This window comes from Pseudomonas sp. S2_E01, assembly GCF_054668365.1.
The window spans coordinates 240,553-259,446 of record NZ_CP162762.1; the positions used below are offsets into that span (position 1 = coordinate 240,553).

Below are 18,894 nucleotides of genomic sequence, written 5' to 3' on the forward strand. Positions count from 1 at the left end.
CAGCGCCAGACACGGTATGGGCAAAAAAGCCCCGCCCCGGCAGGTGATGCCGGGGCGGGGCGCTTTTCGTCAACAGGGTGTTCGAGAAGGGCAGGGCCCTTAGCGGAACATCGCGCTGATCGATTCTTCATTGCTGATGCGGCGGACCGCTTCGGCAACAACCGGTGCGATATCCAGTTGGCGGATACGCGCACAGGCTTGTGCAGCTGCGGACAACGGGATGGTGTTGGTCACCACCAGTTCGTCCAGCACGGAATTTTCAATGTTCTCGATCGCCCGACCCGACAGCACAGGGTGCGTGCAATAGGCGAAAACCTTGGCCGCGCCATGCTCTTTCAAAGCCTTGGCCGCGTGGCACAGGGTGCCGGCGGTGTCGACCATGTCATCGACCAGGATGCAGGTACGCCCTTCGACATCACCGATGATATGCATCACTTCGGAGTGATTGGCTTTCTCACGGCGTTTGTCGATGATCCCGAGATCCACGCCCAGGGATTTGGCAACGGCACGTGCACGCACGACGCCACCAATGTCCGGGGACACGATCATCAGGTTTTCGAAGCGCTGATCTTCAATGTCATCCACCAGTACCGGGGAGCCGTAGATGTTATCTACCGGAATATCGAAGAAACCCTGGATCTGGTCAGCGTGCAGGTCAACCGTGAGAACACGGTCGATGCCAACGACGGTCAGCATGTCAGCCACGACTTTCGCGCTGATAGCCACACGTGCGGAACGCGGACGGCGATCCTGACGGGCATAACCAAAGTAAGGAATAACAGCAGTGATACGAGTAGCCGAGGAGCGGCGGAAGGCATCAGCCATCACGACCAGTTCCATCAGGTTATCGTTGGTCGGAGCGCAGGTCGGCTGAATAATGAAGACGTCTTTACCGCGGACATTTTCATTGATCTCGGCAGTAATTTCACCGTCGGAAAACTTACCGACAGAGATGTCACCGAGAGGGATATGCAGCTGACGTACGACACGCCGAGCCAGATCGGGGTTAGCGTTCCCCGTAAAGACCATCATCTTGGACACGCGCAGTACCTGAAGGCTGAGGGTATACCTGGATGAGTATAGGAAAATGGCAGGGGCGGCTGGATTCGAACCAACGCATGGCAGGATCAAAACCTGCTGCCTTACCGCTTGGCGACGCCCCTGTATCTGTTGCAACGAGTACCCAGTACTCGGTTCCTTTAGAGCAGACTTTGCAGCTTGCGATGCAACATCGAAACGTTGCTTCCTTTTGCTACAAACCCTGTAAGGGTCTCTGTAAGAAGGGCCGAGACTTTATCAGCTTCAGCTTTGCTTGGGAAGCCCCCAAACACACAACTTCCAGTTCCGGTGAGTTTTGCTTCGGTAAATTTACCTAACAAATTCAATGCGTTACGAACATCTGGATAACGCCTTGCTACCACCGGTAAGCAGTCATTTCGACTGTTTCCCTTGGGAACGGGGCGCACTTTAATGGGAGGAGAGTTACGTGTCAACAGTGGATCTGAAAAAATTTCTGCTGTACTTACAGATACTTGCGGCACAAGCACGAGATACCACGGTTCCTCGGGGTCTACCGGGGTGAGTTTCTCGCCCACGCCCTCGGCGAAAGCCGCGTGGCCACGCACGAAAACCGGGACGTCAGCCCCCAGCGACAGGCCCAGTGCGGCCAGGCGATCTTCATCCCACCCCAGTTGCCAGAGGTGATTGAGACCCAGCAAAGTCGTCGCGGCGTTTGAACTGCCGCCACCAATACCGCCGCCCATGGGCAGGATTTTTTCGATCCAGATGTCGATCCCCAGAGTGCAACCGGATTGCTCCTGGAGTTTTTTCGCCGCCCGAACGATCAGGTTGCTGTCGTGAGGTACGCCTTCGAATTCGGTGTGCAGTTGAATCACGCCGTCGTCGCGTACGGCAAAAGTGATTTCATCGCCGTAATCGAGAAACTGAAAAATCGTCTGCAACTCGTGATAGCCGTCTTCACGACGGCCGAGGATATGCAACATCAGGTTGAGCTTGGCCGGGGAGGGCAGGGTCAGGCGTGGGACCGTCATGATTTCACTGTCCCAGCTTGCGAGGTTGCCATTCCTTGATCACCAATGTGACATCAAGGTCGGCGCCGTGCAGTTTGATCCGCTCGGGCAGCCAGTAGCCGTTCTGTTCGCTATAGCTAAGGTATTCGACCTGCCAGCCATCCTGATCCAGCTTGGCCAGGCGGCTGTCGGTGTCCAGCGTCAGGCGACTCTTGCTGTCCGGTGCCGGAAGCCCACGTACCCACCAGTTCAAGTGTGACACCGGCAGGTTCCAACCCAGTTGTTCTTCGAGCAGCACTTCCGGGGTCGGCGCTTCATAGCGCCCCTGGTTGGCGACCTCCAGCGAAACCTTGCCCGGCGAGCCAGTCAAGCGCGCGGCGCCGCGACCCAGTGGGCCGGACAGGCGGATGTCGTAGTAATCCTGGCGTTGCAGCCAGAACAACGTGCCGCTACCCGAATCCTTCGGCGCGCGAATGCCGATCTTGCCGTTGATCTGCCAGCCATCGATGCCGGCCAATTGCGCCTTGTGCTCGCGCCATTGGGCCTGGTTGCCCTGGCCCTGGACCGATTCACGGGCGCCGAAGCCCGCGCAACCGGCGAGCAGGGCGATGAAGCTGAATACGATGAGGTGGCGCAAAAACATAATCTTAAAGAGTCTCTGATCCGGTCAGGCGCTTGATGGTGTCGCGCAGGATGGGGCTGTCGGGTTGTTCGGTAAGGAACTTGCTCCAGATTTGCCGGGCTTCTCGCTGCTTGCCGTTGGCCCACAGGACTTCACCCAGGTGAGCGGCGACTTCCTGGTCGGGGAAGCGCTCCAGCGCCTTGCGCAACAAGGCTTCGGCTTCGTCGAGGTTGCCCATGCGGAAATTCACCCAGCCGAGGCTGTCGAGTACCGCCGGGTCTTCCGGATTGATCTGGTGTGCCTGCTCGATCAGCGCCTTGGCTTCGACATAACGTGTCGTACGATCGGACAAGGTGTAGCCGAGGGCGTTCAGTGCCATCGCGTTGTCCGGGTCGCGCTTGATGATCAGGCGCAGGTCTTTCTCCATCTGCGCCAGGTCATTGCGTTTTTCCGCCTGCATGGCGCGGGTGTACAGCAAGTTCGGATCGTCCGGGTATTGCTGCAACGCCTTGGCCAGCACACCCCAGGCCTTGTCTTCCTGTTTATTGGCGGACAGGGTCTCGGCTTCGATCAGGTAAAGCTGGATCGCGTAATCCGGCTGTTCATCTCGTTCGGCCGCCAGCCGTCTTTGCGCTTCGGCGGTCTTGCCGTTGTTCATCATGATGTCGGCCTGACGCAGTTGCGCCGGCAGGTAATCGTTGCCCGGGCCAACCTGGGCGTACTCGATCAGTGCGCCCTGGGGGTCGTTACGCTCTTCAGCGATACGGCCAAGGTTCAGGTGCGCCGAGTCGACGTGGCTTTCCCGGGCAATCAGGTCTTCCAGGTAACCCTTGGCCTCGTCCCATGCCTTGGCTTCCAGGCAGACCAGCGCAAGGGAGTAACGCAGTTCGTCGTCTTCCGGGTATTGCTGGACCAGGCTCGAGAACTCGACCTTGGCGTCGTCCATGCGATCCTGTTCGACCAGCATGCGCGCATAAGTCAGGCGCAGGCGTTTGTCGTCCGGGTACTGCTTGATGCTTTTTCTGAGCAGGGGCAGCGCTTCATCACCGCGCCCGAGGACTTGCAACAAGCGTGCGCGCAAGAGGATCGGCGCGATCTCACCTTCTTCCGGCGGGTTATCTTCCAGCAGGGTCAATGCACCCTTATTGTCGCCGTCCTGCTGCATCAGCAGTGCCTTGCCAAAAATCAGTTGGCTGTTGTTCGGATGACGCTGCAACAATCGGTCGAAACTTTTCATCAGGCCGTTGCGGGTTTCCTGATCGGTATCCGCCGCAGACAGGGCAAGGAAGTCGAAATGCGTATCGCCCTTGCCTTGCAGGACTTTCTCCATATAGACCATGGAGTCGTCATAGCGTCCTGCGCGCGCCAGTTGCACGGCGGCAGCCCGTTGGGCCTCAAGATCGTCCGGCGCGTTTTTCGCCCAGATCAAAGCGGTGTCCAGAGCTGCCTGGTCGGCGCCCAGGTACTCGGCGATGCGAAAGGCACGCTCGGAGATGCCCGGGTCCTGGGTATTGATGGCCTGGGTCACATAGTTGTCCAGGGCAATGTCGAAACGATTGCGCTGGCCAGCCAGTTCGGCGCTCAGCAGGCTGAAGACGGTTTCTTCGCTGAATGAGCTGTAGACCTTGGGTTTTTCAGGGGCCGGAGTGCTGTCTTCGACCGGCGGCGTACCGTCCGACGAAACGGGTGCCATGGCCTGGCAGCCGCTGAGGAAGACAAAAGCTAGGAGCAACGCGGAAGATCTATTCATATAGGAAGAGGACGACTAACCTGCGGTCGGGCCATCATGACACAAGCCATCTTGCAAACATAACCGCCCGACCATTTTCCCGTTTGCCCTCGTCATGGCGGGTGAGAATGAGGTGTAAACGAGAAGCGCTCGCAAGCCGGGGTCGCGCCTACCGGGTCAATAGAAATCGGGTAGTTGTTCTCGGTGTGTCGAAGTAGGACAATTGCCGGCTTCACGTCACCATCAGCGACTTTGAATGGCCTTCCTTGCACTCGGTATTAACCACAAGACTGCTTCAGTAGACGTCCGCGAGCGCGTGGCCTTTACCCCTGAGCAACTGGTTGAGGCCTTGCAGCAGCTCTGCCGACTCACCGACAGTCGCGAAGCTGCGATCCTCTCCACCTGCAATCGCAGTGAACTCTATATAGAACAGGATCAGCTTTCGGCTGACATCGTGCTGCGCTGGCTGGCGGATTATCACCATCTGAGCCTCGACGAGCTGCGCGCCAGCAGTTATGTGCATGAAGATGATGCGGCAGTTCGTCACATGATGCGGGTCGCCTCCGGGCTCGATTCGCTGGTGCTGGGTGAACCGCAGATTCTGGGCCAGATGAAATCGGCCTATGCGGTCGCGAGGGAGGCCGGTACTGTCGGTCCGCTGCTCGGTCGTCTGTTCCAGGCCACGTTCAACGCCGCCAAACAAGTGCGCACCGACACCGCCATTGGTGAAAACCCGGTGTCTGTGGCCTTTGCCGCCGTCAGCCTGGCCAAGCAGATTTTCAGCGACTTGCAACGCAGCCAGGCCCTGCTGATCGGAGCGGGCGAGACCATCACCCTGGTCGCCCGCCATCTGCATGACCTCGGGGTCAAGCGCATCGTCGTCGCCAATCGGACGCTGGAGCGCGCGAGCATTCTGGCCGAGCAGTTCGGCGCCCATGCCGTGCTGCTCTCGGATATTCCGGCAGAGCTGGTACGCAGCGACATCGTCATCAGTTCCACGGCCAGCCAGTTGCCGATCCTTGGCAAAGGCGCGGTGGAAAGTGCCCTGAAGCTGCGCAAGCACAAGCCGATCTTCATGGTGGACATCGCCGTTCCACGGGACATCGAGCCGGAAGTCGGCGAGTTGGACGATGTTTACCTTTATAGCGTCGACGATCTCCATGAAGTGGTCGCCGAAAACCTCAAAAGTCGCCAGGGCGCTGCACAAGCGGCCGAGGAAATGGTCTCGGTGGGCGCCGAGGATTTCATGGTGCGCCTGCGCGAGCTGGCGGCGGTGGATGTGCTCAAGGCCTATCGTCAACAGAGCGAGCGCCTGCGCGACGAAGAACTGCAAAAAGCCCAGCGGTTGCTGGCCAACGGTGGCAGCGCCGAAGAGGTGCTGGTGCAACTGGCGCGCGGCCTGACCAATAAACTCTTGCACGCGCCAAGCGTTCAATTGAAAAAGCTCTCTGCCGAAGGTCGCCTCGATGCGCTGGCCATGGCCCAGGAACTCTTTGCCCTCGGTGAGGGCTCATCGAACAGCTTTTCGGATAAAAAACCGCAATGAAAGCGTCACTGCTCAACAAGCTGGACGTGCTCCAGGATCGTTTTGAAGAACTGACCGCCTTGCTTGGCGACGGCGAAGTCATCAGCGACCAGACCAAATTCCGCGCCTATTCCAAGGAGTACGCGGAAGTCGAGCCGATCGTGGCGACTTATAAGCAGCTGCTCAAGGTCCAGGCCGACCTCGAAGGTGCCCAGGCTTTGCTCAAGGACAGTGACGCCGACATGCGCGAGATGGCCGTGGAAGAAGTCCGTGAAGCCAAGGAGCAACTGGTCGAGATCGAAGCCCTCTTGCAGCGCCAGTTGCTGCCCAAGGATCCGAACGATGGCCGCAACGTGTTCCTTGAAATCCGTGCTGGCACCGGCGGCGACGAGGCGGCGATTTTCTCCGGTGACTTATTCCGCATGTACTCGCGTTACGCCGAGCGGCGTGGCTGGCGAGTGGAAATCCTCTCCGAGAACGAAGGCGAACACGGCGGCTATAAAGAAGTCATTGCCCGGGTCGAAGGCGAGAATGTTTACGGCAAGCTGAAATTCGAATCCGGCGCGCATCGTGTGCAACGGGTTCCGGCCACCGAATCCCAGGGCCGCATCCATACATCGGCGTGCACCGTGGCGGTGCTGCCCGAGCCGGACGAACAGGAAGCGATCGAGATCAACCCGGCGGACCTGCGTGTCGACACGTACCGTTCTTCCGGCGCGGGCGGTCAGCACGTCAACAAGACCGACTCGGCAATCCGCATCACTCACTTGCCGTCGGGCATTGTCGTGGAGTGCCAGGAAGAACGTTCCCAGCACAAGAACCGTGCCCGTGCGATGGCCTGGCTGTCCGCCAAACTCAACGACCAGCAGACCAGCGCTGCAGCGAACGCCATCGCCAGCGAGCGTAAACTGCTGGTGGGTTCGGGGGATCGTTCCGAGCGCATCCGCACCTATAACTATGCCCAGGGTCGGGTGACTGATCACCGCATCAACCTGACCCTGTATTCGCTTGACGAAATCCTCGCCGGTGGCGTCGATGCGGTCATCGAGCCTTTGCTGGCCGAGTACCAGGCTGATCAACTGGCGGCCATCGAATGACGATCATCGCCAGTCTGTTGCGCGCTGCCGATCTGCCCGACTCGCCCACGGCGCGTCTGGATGCCGAGATGTTGCTGGCGGCGGCATTGGGCAAGTCCCGCAGTTTCCTGCACACCTGGCCGGAGCGCATCGTCCCGGGCGAAGCCGCGTTGCAGTTTGCCGAGTACCTGCAACGCCGTCGTGGCGGTGAGCCGGTGGCCTACATTCTGGGTCAGCAAGGTTTCTGGAAGCTTGACCTTGAGGTTGCGCCGCACACACTGATACCGCGTCCTGACACCGAGTTGCTGGTGGAAGCGGCGCTGGAGCTGTTGCCCGCGACTCCGGCCACCGTGCTCGATCTGGGCACCGGTAGCGGCGCCATCGCCCTGGCCCTGGCCAGCGAGCGCCCGGCGTGGAAAGTCACGGCGGTGGATCGCGTGATCGAAGCCGTGGCCCTGGCCGAACGTAACCGCCAGCGTCTGCAACTGGACAACGCCACGGTGCTGAACAGTCATTGGTTCAGCGCCTTGGCCGGCCAACGTTTTCAATTGATCATCAGCAACCCGCCTTACATCGCAGCAACTGATCCGCATCTGGCAAAAGGCGATGTGCGTTTCGAGCCGGCCAGTGCGTTGGTTGCCGGTGTGGACGGGCTGGACGATCTGCGCCTGATCGTCGCGCAGGCACCGCAGCACCTGGAATCGGGGGGCTGGCTGATGCTCGAACACGGTTATGATCAGGCAGAGGCCGTGCGTGATCTGTTGCAGACTCACGGGTTTGCCGAGGTTCACAGCCGCACCGATCTGGGCGGCCACCAACGGATCAGCCTGGGGTGCCTGCCGTGCTGAATGATCAGGAATTGTTGCGCTACAGTCGGCAGATTTTGCTGCAACACGTCGACATCGACGGTCAGGCGCGCCTGAAACAGAGCCGCGTATTGATCGTCGGCCTGGGTGGCCTTGGATCACCCGTCGCGCTGTACCTGGCGGCAGCCGGTGTGGGCGAGTTGCACCTGGCGGATTTCGACACCGTCGACCTGACCAACCTGCAACGCCAGATCATTCACGATACCGACAGCGTTGGCCAGACCAAGGTCGACTCGGCGATGCGCCGACTGAGCGCGATCAACCCCGAGGTCCAACTGATCGCCCATCGCACGGCGCTGGATGAGGATTCCCTGGCCGCCGCAGTGGCGGCAGTGGACCTGGTGCTGGATTGCTCCGATAACTTTTCCACCCGCGAAGCGGTCAATGTCGCGTGTGTCGCCGCCGGCAAACCTTTGGTCAGCGGGGCGGCGATTCGCCTTGAAGGGCAATTGTCGGTGTTCGACCCCCGGCGGGCGGACAGTCCGTGCTACCACTGTTTATACGGGCACGGCAGCGAAGCCGACCTGACCTGCAGCGAAGCGGGGGTGATCGGGCCGCTGGTGGGCCTGGTCGGCAGCCTGCAAGCGCTGGAAGCCTTGAAAATGCTGGCCGGTTTCGGCGAGCCACTGGTGGGGCGCCTTTTGTTGATCGACGCTCTGGGTTCACGCTTTCGTGAGCTGAGGGTCAAGCGTGACCCAGGCTGTCGCGTTTGTGGGCCAACACATGCGTGAAGCGCCCATCGGCGTGTTCGATTCCGGCGTCGGTGGGCTGTCGGTGCTAGCTGAGATCCAGCGGTTGTTGCCCAATGAAACGCTGCTGTACGTGGCAGACTGCGGGAACATCCCCTACGGCGAGAAAACCCCGGAGTTCATTCGCCTGCGATGCAGCGTGATGGCCGACTTTTTCCAGGCGCAAGGCGCCAAGGCCCTGGTGCTCGCCTGCAACACGGCGACAGTCGCCGGGGTGGCCGACCTGCGTCGTGATTATCCCCAGTGGCCCATCGTGGGCATGGAGCCGGCGGTCAAACCCGCCGCAGCAGCGACGCGCAGCGGCGTGGTCGGTGTCCTCGCGACCACCGGCACCTTGCAAAGCGCCAAGTTCGCCGCCTTGCTCGACCGCTTCGCCACCGACGTACAAGTGATCACCCAGCCCTGCCCAGGCCTGGTGGAACTGATTGAAAACGGTAACCTGCACAGTCCGGCCTTGCGCACGCTACTGGCCAGCTACGTTGGGCCGTTGCTCGCGGCCGGTTGCGACACCATCATCCTGGGCTGCACCCATTACCCTTTCCTCAAGCCGCTGCTGCGGCAGATGATCCCCGAGGACATCAGCCTGATCGACACCGGCGCGGCGGTGGCGCGTCAATTGCAGCGGCTTTTGTCGCAGCGCAATCTGCTCGCTGATGGCCCGGCGCGTGAAGCACAGTTTTGGACAAGTGCCGATCCGGTTCACTTCAGTCACATTCTGCCGATACTGTGGAAGTCTTCTGGTGTTGTAAGTCGTTTGGACCGATAAACAATTTATGGGGGGATGGCTAATCAGAATGAACTTCTGATTAAACGCCGATTTCTATAGGCTGGTTCTGCTCAATAACGAAAAAATCTTACGTGATGGTTCGCAAAAGGATGTTTCTGATGAAACGACTGTTTTGTTTGGCCGCGATTGCGGCTGCGTTGATGGGGAATAGTTTTACCGCCCAAGCGGCAGGCGTGGAGTTCGCGGTCGGCCAGACCAGCGATTCGACCATGACCTATCGATTGGGGATGAATTTCGATTGGGACAAAAGCTGGCTCCAAAGTGACGTTGGTCGCCTGACCGGTTACTGGAGCGGCGCCTATACTTACTGGGAAGGCGACAAGACTTCCAGCAACAACAGCCTGTCGTTCTCGCCGGTGTTCGTTTATGAATTTGCCGGTCAAAACGTGAAGCCCTACGTTGAACTTGGGGTCGGCGTGGCGTTGTTTTCCAACACCGAGCTTGAAGACAACAAGTTGGGCGGCTCCTTCCAGTTCGAAGACCGTCTGGGATTCGGCCTGCGTTTTGCGGGCGGGCATGAAGTCGGCATTCGCGCAACGCATTACTCCAACGCCGGGATCAGCAGCCCGAACGACGGTGTAGAAAGTTACGCATTGCACTACACGATGCCGTTGTAATTCCTGTTGTTTAAATGAACTGTGGGAGCAAGCCCGCTCGCGATGCGGTGCATCAGTCAACATCACTATCGACTGGTACACCCATCGCGAGCAGGTTCAGCGCTCTTGTAGGAGCGGGCTTGCCCGCGATGGCGTCAGCCCAACACGCCATTACCGATACGCCGTAGCAATCCCCCGACGCTCCTCGATGCACTCCGGTGCGCCCATCTCGAACTCCCGGCAAATCAGCGGACGCTTCTCATAGATCGTGCACATCATGGTGTTGCGATCCAGCGCGGCACACCAACCATCGTCCAGGCGCAGCATGACTTCGCCGCCCCAATCATCCGTGTCGATAAACCGCTCGGGCACACCCGTGTCGGTGATCAACATGACTTCGAGCTGACAGCAGCAGGCTGCGCAAGTCGAGCAAGTGACTGCAGGCTCGACGATTTGCGTGTGGGCGATGGTTTTCATGGCGCGCAGTGTAAGTCAGCTGATCGCCGCTGTGTGAAAGGTCTGACGGACGCTTAGGGTCGAGGGTCGCAGTTCGCCAGCCGCCTGGCCATGAAATGCAGCGTCGGTAACACTAGCGACCAGAGTACGCCGAGGCCGATCAGGGTTGGCCACTGGCCGTAGGGAAATTGCACCCCGGCCAGTTGTCCTCCGGCGTAATACGACAATGGGCCCGCCACGGCCCCAAGCAGGCTTGCCAGCCACCAGGGGCTGGCCGTCCATTGCAGGCTATGGCGCAACGTTGTGGCCAGCAGTGCCCACATCAGCATCAGCCACAGAGGAATCAGCGGTGCGATATCGTTGAAGTCGAACACCCCCAGCCAGCGCAATGAACTGTCGACAGTGGTGCCCAGCAGGACCACGCTGAGGATCAATCGGCCTTCGTCCGCCCAGCGACTTATCCACAGCAGATGGAACACCAGCACTCCCATGGCCACCAACAACCACAGGCTGTTGCCACCCATTACGCAAGCCAGCCATCCGATCTGAAACAACAGCGCGTTGATCAGCCGTTCAGGCATCGAATTGGCCAAGCAACGGCGCCGGCATCGCCGCAGGCTTGGCCAGCAGCAATTGTGCAGTGCCGATGGTGCGCTCCAGAAAGCCCCCCTCGCAATAACACAGGTAGAACTCCCACAGCCGCAGGAAGCACTCGTCGTAGCCCAGCTCGCTCAAGCGTCCCTGGGCACGGCGAAAATTCTCATGCCACAGGCGCAGGGTTCGCGCGTAGTGCAAACCAAAATCTTCCATGTGCAGCAAGTTCATGTCGGTGTCGCGGCTGACGATTTCCAGCATCTTCTGCACGCAGGGCAGGGCGCCACCGGGAAAGATATAGCGCTGAATGAAGTCGACACTGTTCCTGGCCTGTTCGTAACGCTGTTCGCGGATGGTGATCGCTTGCAACAGCATCAAGCCGTTGCTCTTGAGCAGGTGTGCACATTGCTTGAAGTAAGTGGGCAGAAAGCGGTGCCCCACCGCTTCGATCATCTCGATCGACACCAATTTGTCGTATTGCCCGGTGAGATCGCGATAGTCCGTGAGCAGCAACGTCACCCGTTCTTGCAGCCCCAGGGCTTCGATGCGCCGTGCGGTGAAGGCGTACTGTTCCCTGGACAGCGTGGTGGTGGTCACCGTGCAACCATAGTTTTGTGCTGCGTACAGCGCCATGCTGCCCCAGCCGGTGCCGATTTCCAGCAGGTGATCGCTCGGTTTCAGGTCGAGTTTGCGGCAGATGCGCTCCAGCTTGTTCAACTGCGCCTGTTCCAGGCTGTCGTCGGGGCTGCGGAACTGGGCGGCGGAGTACATCATGGTCGGATCGAGAAATTGTTCGAACAGGTCATTGCCCAGGTCGTAATGAGCGGCAATGTTTTGGCGTGAGCCTTTGCGCGTATTACGGTTAAGCCAGTGGAGCGCTTGAACGACTGGCCGGCCCAGTTTGGCCAGGCCGCCTTCCATTGCGTCCAGCACCTCAAGGTTGCTGACAAACACCCGGACCACGGCGGTCAAATCCGGCGAACTCCAGTAGCCATGGATAAAGGCTTCGCCGGCTCCGATTGAACCATTGCTCGCCACCAATCCCCACGCGGCAGCATCGAGGACCTGGATCTCCGCTTGCAAAGCGCTGCCGGCGCTGCCGAATACCAGGCGCTCGCCCTCTTCGATAATCACCAGTTGGCCCTTTTTGAGGCGTGCCAGTTGCCTGAGGACGCCACGGCGCAGCAGCGATCCGCTGAGGCCGTTGATGGCAAGCAGGTGGGTTCTGCCCGAGACGCTAATGGATTTCATGACGGTGGTCCTTGGGCGCAATGGTCGCGGTTCGGGAGCTGCCATCGGCCGCCTGATGGGCAAAGATCGGCAGGCGTTTGAGCAGCAGGCGCAGGGCTTGCCAGTAAATTCCCAGGCAGGTTTTTGCGGTCATCCACGGGAAACGCCGCAAGTAACGATGAAGGCTGGTGCGATCCAGCGCTTCGCGTTCGAGGTTGAGCGTGGCATCGAACAGCTTGCGATTGCCCTGCCAATCGGCCATGTGTATCCCCAGCCTCGTAGCGGCGGGGCTGAAGCTCATGCGGTGCTCAAGATCGCGCGGCAGGAAGGGCGACACATGGAAGGCCTTGGCCACGCGAAAATGCTGATGAAAGTCGTGCAGGTCATCGGGCGTCCTGGCCGGCAATACATAGTGATAGCGCTCGCGCCAGGGCGTGTTGGTGACCTCGGCGAGAATCGCCGCTAATTGACCGTCAAGTTCGTAGCAGTAGAAAAAGCTCACCGGGTTGAACGACAACCCCCAGCTGCGCGGCTGGGTCAGCAAGCAGATCGAGCCTTGCGGCACATGACCAATCGCCTGGCCGACGTGTTCGCGCACCGCATCGCTCAAGCGCATGCCGTTGCCGGTATAGGCCTTGAGGTAATCGCTTTCACGAAACGAAAAAGCCGAGAAACGCTGATTGCCCGACAGCGGCGACAAGCCCAGTACGGCGTCCTGCTCATCCAGATCGAGGTACAGCAGGCCGATCCGGTAACGGAACTCATGCTGCTTTGGGGAAAATCGGCGGTGGCGTATCCAGCCGCTGTAGAGGGCGCTGTTCACAGTGTGAGCCCAAATGACCGGGCCACGCGCAATGCGCTGACCACGCCATCTTCATGAAAACCGTTGGCCCAGTAGGCGCCGCAATAGAAGGTGTGCTGCGCGCCGTTCAGTTCTTCCCAACGTTGCTGTGCCGCTATCGCCGTCACGCTGTATTGCGGATGGGCGTAGGTAAATTTGCCGAGCACTTTCGATGGGCTGATGCCGGCGCTCTGGTTGAGGCTGACGCAGAACGTGGTGTCGCTCTCAATACCCTGCAAAATGTTCATGTTGTACGTCACGGCGGCTCGGGTGTGGCCGCTGCCACCGAGGCGGTAATTCCAGCTGGCCCAGGCCGATTTACGGGTGGGCAGCAGCCGTGTGTCGGTGTGCAGCACCACTTCGTTGTTGGCGTAGGGCAGGGCACCGAGGATCGACTGTTCGGCGGCACTGGGGTCGGCCAACAGGTTCAGCGCTTCGACGCTGTGGCAGGCAAACACCACTTTGTCGAAGCGTTGACTGCCGGCGGCGCTGTGGATAACCACGCCTTCGGTCGTGCGCTCGACCCGTGTCACCGGGCACCCAAGGCGTATCCGATGTTTGAACGACGCGGTCAGCGGTTCGACATAGGCACTTGATCCGCCCTCGATCACACACCATTGAGGTCGATTGCGCACCGACAGCAAGCCGTGGTTCTTGAAAAAGCGGACGAAGAACTGCAATGGAAAACCGAGCATGTCGGCCATGGACATGGACCAGATGGCGGCGCCCATCGGCACGATGTAATGCAGGGTGAAGCGCTCGCCGTAGCCGTTCGCCGCCAGGTAATCCCCGAGCTTGGTATCGGCGGCGATGCGGCCCTCGGCGAGGTCGCGTGGTGCTTGTTTGTTGAAACGCAGAATGTCTCGCAGCATTCCCCAGAACCCGGGCGACAGCAGATTGCGGCGCTGAGCGAAGAGGCTGTTGAGGTTGTTGCCGTTATATTCCAGGCCACTGTCGGGGTCCATGACCGAGAAACTCATCTGCGTCGGCTTGAAGCTCACGCCAATCTGCTCCAGCAGACGAATGAAATTGGGATAGGTCCAGTCGTTGAACACAATGAAGCCGGTGTCCACGACATAGCGGTGACCCTCGACGCTCACGTCCACGCTGTGGGTGTGGCCACCGACGCGATCATCGGCTTCAAACAGGGTGATCTCGTGGTTGCGATTGAGCAGGTAAGCGCTGGTCAGCCCCGAGATGCCGCTACCGATAATTGCGATGTTCACGTCTCATCCTTGATCGGTGGATTGCTGCGCACCATGCGTTTGCCGATGGCGAACTTCACGCCGTTGGGCATTTTCGACAGGGGCCAGAGCGCCGCCATGAACAGCGCCGGGAATGCGATTTCCAGGGGGCGATCCTTGAGTTTGGCGAAGATGTGACGTGCGGCTTTGCCCACTGGCCAACTCAGAGGCATGGGGAAATCGTTTTTTGCGGTCAGGGGTGTCTCGACGAAACCCGGGCTGACCACGGTGACTTCAATGCCGTCCGGCGCCAGGTCCAGGCGCAAGGATTCGAACAGATACCGCAACCCCGCTTTTGACGCGCCATAGGCTTCGGCTCGTGGCAGCGGCAGGTAGGTCACGGAGCTGGCAACGCCCACCAGATGGGGAGCGACACCCTTGCGCAACAGGGGTAAGGCGGCCTCGATACAGTAACTGCTGGCCAGCAGGTTGGTGCGCACCACGTGCTCGATGATCGAGGCATCGAACTGGCGAGCGTCGACGTATTCGCAGGTTCCAGCGTTCAAGATCACCGTATCCAGTGCGCCCCAGAAGTCGGCTATTTGTTCGCCGATTTCACGTACGGTCTGGCTGTCGGTCAGATCACCCGCCACCACCAGCACTTGCCCCGGATAGCGTTTGGAGAGGATTTTCAAGGGCGCGACCGAGCGGGCACTGACAGCCAGTTGCGCGCCGGTTTTCAATATTTCTTCGGCCAGTGCGGCGCCAATGCCGCTACTGGCGCCGGTCAGCCAATACCGTCTTGCAGGTGTACGACTCATCCCATCCTCCTTTTCAACCAGGCAATCGCCCGGCCCAGCACGGGCACATGTTCATAAAGCAGCGCGCCAGCATCGAAGTAATCCCGGTGGCGATACACCTTGTCGCGCCAGCGCAGGTACGAACATCCGTCAACGCGAATCAGCCGACCGCCGGCCAGGCGCGGATGGCGATAACTCATGACCCAGCGCAGGTAGCCTTCGCCCTCGGCAATCTGGTCAAAGCCATGAAAGTCGAAGCGCAGCTCACTGACATTGGCGTAGAGCGCCGTGAAATAGCGACGCAGTGTTTCCAGTCCCTGTACGTCATGCAGCGGATCGGTAAAGTGCACGTCGGCGGTGTACAGCGCGTCCAAGTGCTGAAGATTGTCTTTGTCCAGCTTGGCAAACTGCCGCGCAAAACCACGCAGGAAATCACTCATGATCCTCTCCGGCAGGTTGTCGTGATGGCAAGTCCTTGAACGCGGCCAATGCACGTGCACGCGAGGTGCTCAGATTGACGATGGGCGAGGGATAATCCGCTACCCCGAACAGACCACCGAGGTGGGCCGGGTTGTGTACATCCTTTTTGTTCAGGTCGGCCAGCTCCGGCAGCCAGTGCTTGATGAACACGCCTTCGCGGTCGAATTTTTCCGACTGGCTGATCGGATTGAATATCCGGAAATAGGGTGCCGAGTCGGTGCCGGTGGACGCGCTCCACTGCCAGCCGCCGTTGTTGGCCGCAAGGTCGCCGTCGATCAGATGACGCATGAAGAACCGCTCGCCTTCGCGCCAGTCGATCAGCAGGTTTTTTGTCAGGAACATCGCCACGATCATGCGCAGGCGGTTATGCATCCAGCCGGTTTCCAGCAGTTGGCGAATCGCCGCGTCGATGATTGGTAGGCCGGTGCGTGCTTGCTGCCAGGCCTGGAGCTCCTTGGGCGCCTTGCGCCAGGCCAGGGCTTCGGTTTCCGGGCGGAAGGCGCGGTGTCGCGAGACCCGGGGGTAACCCACCAGAATGTGTTTATAAAACTCGCGCCACAGCAGTTCGTTGATCCAGGTGACCGCGCCGACCTTGCCGCTTTCGAACTCGCCCTGATTGCTCTGCAAGGCCGCATGCAGGCATTGGCGCGGGGAAATGACACCGGCAGCGAGGTACGCCGAGAGCTGGCTGGTGCCGGGTTTGGCAGGGAAGTCACGCTCGCTCTGGTAGTAGTCGATCTGCACATCGGTGAACGACTCGAGGCGCCGTTGCGCTTCAGCTTCACCCGCCGGCCAGAGACTGCGCAGGGCTTCGCCGCAAGGCTCGAAGCCCTCGATCTGCGAGGGGATCTCGTCGCTGGCGATGTCCAGCTTCGCTTGCGCTGACGGTGCTTTCACCCGGCTTGGCAGCGAACGGTGCAGGCGCTCGTAACACACCTTGCGGAACTGGCTGAACACCTGGAAGTAAGTGCCGGTTTTGGTCAGCACGGTCCCGGGCTTGAACAGCAATTGGTCCAGGTAACTGTGAAAAGTGATGTCGTGCCGGTTCAGCAGGTCGGCCACGGCCGTGTCACGACGACTTTCATGGATGCCGTATTCCTCGTTGGCATGCACCGCTTCAATGTTCAATTGACGGCAAAGGTCGAGCAGGACCTTGGGCGCTTCATCCCAATGGTTGGCCGTACGAATCATCAAGGGAATGTGCAGTTCGCCCAGTGCCTTGCTCAACTCGCCGAGGTTGCGCAGCCAGAAATCCACCTTGCAGGGCGCGTCATCATGCGCTTGCCATTGTCCAGGACTGAGCAGATAGACCGCGACACACGGTCCGCAGGCTGCTGCAGCCGAGAGGGCGGTGTTGTCATGTAGGCGCAAGTCACTGCGCAGCCAGATCAATTGCATGCTGTTATTGGCACTCATCTTAATAAAGCCCGCGCTGAGCCCATTGCCGATGCGCCGATAACGGATCTTCGGCCAGGGACAAATCAGCGATCTCGGAGGTTTTCAGCGTCAACTCGGCGTGGTGGATGCACACGGTCGGTCCAGCGATCATTTTTGGGCAACTGACGCCATTCAACAGCTTTGGCAACTGCGCCAAGTTGATGGCTGTGCTGGAGTAGAGCAGTACGCCACGCGCTTGCAGGTGATCGATGGCCAATGCAAGTTCGCCTGTCGGCAGTGGCCAGTCGAACACCTCCACCGGGCAGTCGGCGCTGCTGATCAGCCAGGCGGTCAGCCACAAGTAAGGTTCCAGTGGCCGGTCCGAATGATTGATCAGCAGCAGCGGCGAGCCGCGCAATTGGCGGTTGTTGTGGTAAATGCGGGCACCGAACTTGCTGCGCAGCCAGGAGTGGAAAAAGACGCGCTCCATCTGTGCGCCAAACTGACCTTGCCAGCGTTGCTCGAGCTCGGCCAGCAACGGCATCAGCAGGTGTTCGCACAGGGTTTGCGGCGGATACAGCGCGATGGCCTGGTTGACGGTGTCATCCAGGCTGCGCTCATTCAACAGCGTGACCGCTTGCAGCAAGGCGCTGCGCAGGACGTGCCAGTCGTTTTCTACTGCGGCGCTGTGTGGCTGCGGTGTATCGAGCAGCTGCTTGACCTGGCTGACAGCCACACCGCGATTGAGCCAGGTCAGGATCGTCAGGATGCGTTGCACGTGCTCGGCACTGAACAACCGATGCCCCTTTGGCGTGCGCTGCGGCACGATCAGGCCGTAGCGACGCTCCCAGGCACGCAGGGTGATCGCGTTGACGCCGGTCTGCCGAGCCACCTCGCGGATCGGCAGCCAGCCGTCATCGAGGGCCTTCTTGAAGTCGGCGCCAAGGTCTTCGCCGGCACTGCTGTCAATTGCGCTTTTCATCAGATCGCATTTCGCAGGCTGAGGTTTTCCGGGTGCGGTTGCAGGTAGACCTGCTGCGCAATGTACGGATCCGGGTGTTGGCGAAAATGGTGTTTGAGCAGCGTCAGCGGCACCACCAGCGGCACGATTCCGTGTCGGTATTGGCCAATAACGTGCTGCACCTCCTGTTTGTCTTCGGCACTGATGCAGCGCTTGAGGTAGCCGCTCAGATGCTGCAAGACATTGGTGTGGGTGCGACGCGTGGCGCATTGTTTCAATGCCGCCATCAGTTCGCTGAAATAGCGCGGGCCCAGTTCGCGAGGATCGGTATCGCCCATGTTGCCCAGCAAATTGCCGAGGGTCTTGTACTGCACCGGGTGGTGGGCCATCAGCAGGTATTTGTAGCGCGAGTGGAAATCGGTGAGCGCGCGACGGGTCAGGCCTTCTTGCAGCACGCATTGCCAGTCGCTGTAGGCAAACACGCGGGTGAGGAAGTTCTCGCGCAGCACCGGGTCGTTGAGCCGACCTGCTTCTTCCACTGGCAAGTTCGGATGCTGCGCACAAAAAGCCTGGGCGTAGACGCCACGACCTCCGCCATCGACCGGCGCACCGTTGGGGTGATAGACCTTGACCCGCTCCAGGCCGCACGACGGCGACTTTTGCATGAAGATGTAGCCACAGATATCGCTCAGTTCGCCGGCCATTTGCTCGCCGAAATCAGCCAATGGCCGAGTGACGTTCAGTTCGGCGTCAACGGTGCCGACGGCTTCGGGATGGTCCGGATTGCCGACCAGGCGAATCGGTTGCCGGGGAATGCCCAGGCCGATCGCGACTTCCGGGCAGACCTCGATGAAATCGAAATACTCGGCAAGGGTGAGGCTGCAGAGGGCCGATTGCTTGTGTCCGCCGTTGAAGCGCACCTCGGCGCCCATCAGGCAGGCACTGATGGCTATTTTCGGTTTCACGCGGGTATCGGGCATTGGCGCACCTC

20 protein-coding genes and 1 tRNA gene are annotated in these 18,894 nt (G+C 59.9%); 6 read left to right on the forward strand and 15 right to left on the reverse strand.

The genetic code is table 11. The annotated features are described in order from the left end of the window. Positions 1-99: 99 nt before the first annotated feature. The 5 genes from AB4O36_RS01170 to AB4O36_RS01190 form a co-directional block, all read right to left on the reverse strand. Positions 100-1,041, reverse strand: coding sequence for a ribose-phosphate pyrophosphokinase (locus AB4O36_RS01170; protein ID WP_003171603.1), 942 nt, complete (start codon positions 1,039-1,041; stop codon positions 100-102). Positions 1,042-1,088: 47 nt separating this feature from the next. After that, positions 1,089-1,163 (reverse strand) — tRNA-Gln (locus AB4O36_RS01175). A 36-nt stretch (positions 1,164-1,199) separates the two neighbouring features. Continuing rightward, the gene (gene ispE / locus AB4O36_RS01180; protein WP_460120910.1) at positions 1,200-2,051 is read right to left on the reverse strand and encodes a 4-(cytidine 5'-diphospho)-2-C-methyl-D-erythritol kinase; all 852 of its coding nucleotides are present in this window, start codon (positions 2,049-2,051) and stop codon (positions 1,200-1,202) included. A gap of 4 nt (positions 2,052-2,055) precedes the next feature. Continuing rightward, on the reverse strand, positions 2,056-2,673 hold the full coding sequence (gene lolB, locus AB4O36_RS01185; RefSeq protein WP_460140912.1) for a lipoprotein insertase outer membrane protein LolB: 618 nt from the start codon (positions 2,671-2,673) through the stop codon (positions 2,056-2,058). 4 nt (positions 2,674-2,677) lie between these two features. Beyond that, complete coding sequence (locus AB4O36_RS01190) at positions 2,678-4,402, reverse strand: tetratricopeptide repeat protein (RefSeq protein ID WP_460120914.1); 1,725 nt, start codon at positions 4,400-4,402, stop codon at positions 2,678-2,680. 235 nt (positions 4,403-4,637) lie between these two features. Here AB4O36_RS01190 and hemA point away from each other — a divergent pair, with 235 nt between their 5' ends. The 6 genes from hemA to AB4O36_RS01220 all read left to right on the forward strand — a co-directional run bounded on the left by hemA (position 4,638) and on the right by AB4O36_RS01220 (position 10,001). Further along, complete coding sequence (gene hemA, locus AB4O36_RS01195) at positions 4,638-5,927, forward strand: glutamyl-tRNA reductase (RefSeq protein WP_460120916.1); 1,290 nt, start codon at positions 4,638-4,640, stop codon at positions 5,925-5,927. Beyond that, on the forward strand, positions 5,924-7,003 hold the full coding sequence (gene prfA / locus AB4O36_RS01200) for a peptide chain release factor 1 (protein ID WP_460120918.1): 1,080 nt from the start codon (positions 5,924-5,926) through the stop codon (positions 7,001-7,003). Before hemA ends, prfA begins: the two co-directional genes overlap by 4 nt. Further along, the gene (prmC, locus tag AB4O36_RS01205; RefSeq protein ID WP_460140913.1) at positions 7,000-7,830 is read left to right on the forward strand and encodes a peptide chain release factor N(5)-glutamine methyltransferase; all 831 of its coding nucleotides are present in this window, start codon (positions 7,000-7,002) and stop codon (positions 7,828-7,830) included. Before prfA ends, prmC begins: the two co-directional genes overlap by 4 nt. Next, on the forward strand, positions 7,824-8,579 hold the full coding sequence (locus tag AB4O36_RS01210; protein ID WP_460120921.1) for a molybdopterin-synthase adenylyltransferase MoeB: 756 nt from the start codon (positions 7,824-7,826) through the stop codon (positions 8,577-8,579). The genes prmC and AB4O36_RS01210 overlap by 7 nt, the downstream gene beginning before the upstream one ends. Then, positions 8,572-9,363: a glutamate racemase gene (gene murI / locus AB4O36_RS01215; protein WP_460140914.1), complete on the forward strand. Its 792-nt coding sequence runs from the start codon at positions 8,572-8,574 to the stop codon at positions 9,361-9,363. Before AB4O36_RS01210 ends, murI begins: the two co-directional genes overlap by 8 nt. Positions 9,364-9,482: 119 nt before the next feature. Next, the gene (locus AB4O36_RS01220) at positions 9,483-10,001 is read left to right on the forward strand and encodes an acyloxyacyl hydrolase (protein WP_460120925.1); all 519 of its coding nucleotides are present in this window, start codon (positions 9,483-9,485) and stop codon (positions 9,999-10,001) included. 150 nt (positions 10,002-10,151) lie between these two features. On the opposite strand, the gene AB4O36_RS01225 is transcribed toward AB4O36_RS01220, so the two are convergent. The 10 genes from AB4O36_RS01225 to AB4O36_RS01270 are packed head-to-tail and all read right to left on the reverse strand — an operon-like array spanning position 10,152 to position 18,883. Then, positions 10,152-10,457: a YkgJ family cysteine cluster protein gene (locus tag AB4O36_RS01225; protein WP_460120927.1), complete on the reverse strand. Its 306-nt coding sequence runs from the start codon at positions 10,455-10,457 to the stop codon at positions 10,152-10,154. A 53-nt stretch (positions 10,458-10,510) separates the two neighbouring features. Then, positions 10,511-11,017, reverse strand: coding sequence for a DUF2878 domain-containing protein (locus AB4O36_RS01230; protein WP_460120928.1), 507 nt, complete (start codon positions 11,015-11,017; stop codon positions 10,511-10,513). Further along, positions 11,010-12,281, reverse strand: a complete 1,272-nt coding sequence (locus tag AB4O36_RS01235) for a class I SAM-dependent methyltransferase (RefSeq protein WP_460120930.1) — start codon at positions 12,279-12,281, stop codon at positions 11,010-11,012. The genes AB4O36_RS01230 and AB4O36_RS01235 overlap by 8 nt, the downstream gene beginning before the upstream one ends. Continuing rightward, entirely contained in the window at positions 12,268-13,083 is an 816-nt protein-coding gene (locus tag AB4O36_RS01240; RefSeq protein WP_460120932.1) for a DUF1365 domain-containing protein, read from the reverse strand. The genes AB4O36_RS01235 and AB4O36_RS01240 overlap by 14 nt, the downstream gene beginning before the upstream one ends. Then, positions 13,080-14,327, reverse strand: coding sequence for an NAD(P)/FAD-dependent oxidoreductase (locus AB4O36_RS01245; RefSeq protein ID WP_460120933.1), 1,248 nt, complete (start codon positions 14,325-14,327; stop codon positions 13,080-13,082). The genes AB4O36_RS01240 and AB4O36_RS01245 overlap by 4 nt, the downstream gene beginning before the upstream one ends. Next, positions 14,324-15,106 carry an SDR family NAD(P)-dependent oxidoreductase gene (locus AB4O36_RS01250; protein ID WP_460120934.1) on the reverse strand — a complete coding sequence of 261 codons (783 nt, stop codon included), beginning with the start codon at positions 15,104-15,106 and terminating at the stop codon, positions 14,324-14,326. The genes AB4O36_RS01245 and AB4O36_RS01250 overlap by 4 nt, the downstream gene beginning before the upstream one ends. After that, positions 15,103-15,525, reverse strand: a complete 423-nt coding sequence (locus AB4O36_RS01255) for a nuclear transport factor 2 family protein (RefSeq protein ID WP_460120937.1) — start codon at positions 15,523-15,525, stop codon at positions 15,103-15,105. Before AB4O36_RS01255 ends, AB4O36_RS01250 begins: the two co-directional genes overlap by 4 nt. After that, entirely contained in the window at positions 15,518-16,963 is a 1,446-nt protein-coding gene (gene phrB, locus AB4O36_RS01260; RefSeq protein ID WP_460126550.1) for a deoxyribodipyrimidine photo-lyase, read from the reverse strand. Before phrB ends, AB4O36_RS01255 begins: the two co-directional genes overlap by 8 nt. Positions 16,964-16,982: 19 nt before the next feature. Further along, complete coding sequence (locus tag AB4O36_RS01265) at positions 16,983-17,924, reverse strand: MerR family transcriptional regulator (protein WP_460120940.1); 942 nt, start codon at positions 17,922-17,924, stop codon at positions 16,983-16,985. After that, the gene (locus tag AB4O36_RS01270) at positions 17,924-18,883 is read right to left on the reverse strand and encodes a YbgA family protein (RefSeq protein ID WP_460120943.1); all 960 of its coding nucleotides are present in this window, start codon (positions 18,881-18,883) and stop codon (positions 17,924-17,926) included. Before AB4O36_RS01270 ends, AB4O36_RS01265 begins: the two co-directional genes overlap by 1 nt. Between the last annotated feature and the right edge of the window lie 11 nt (positions 18,884-18,894).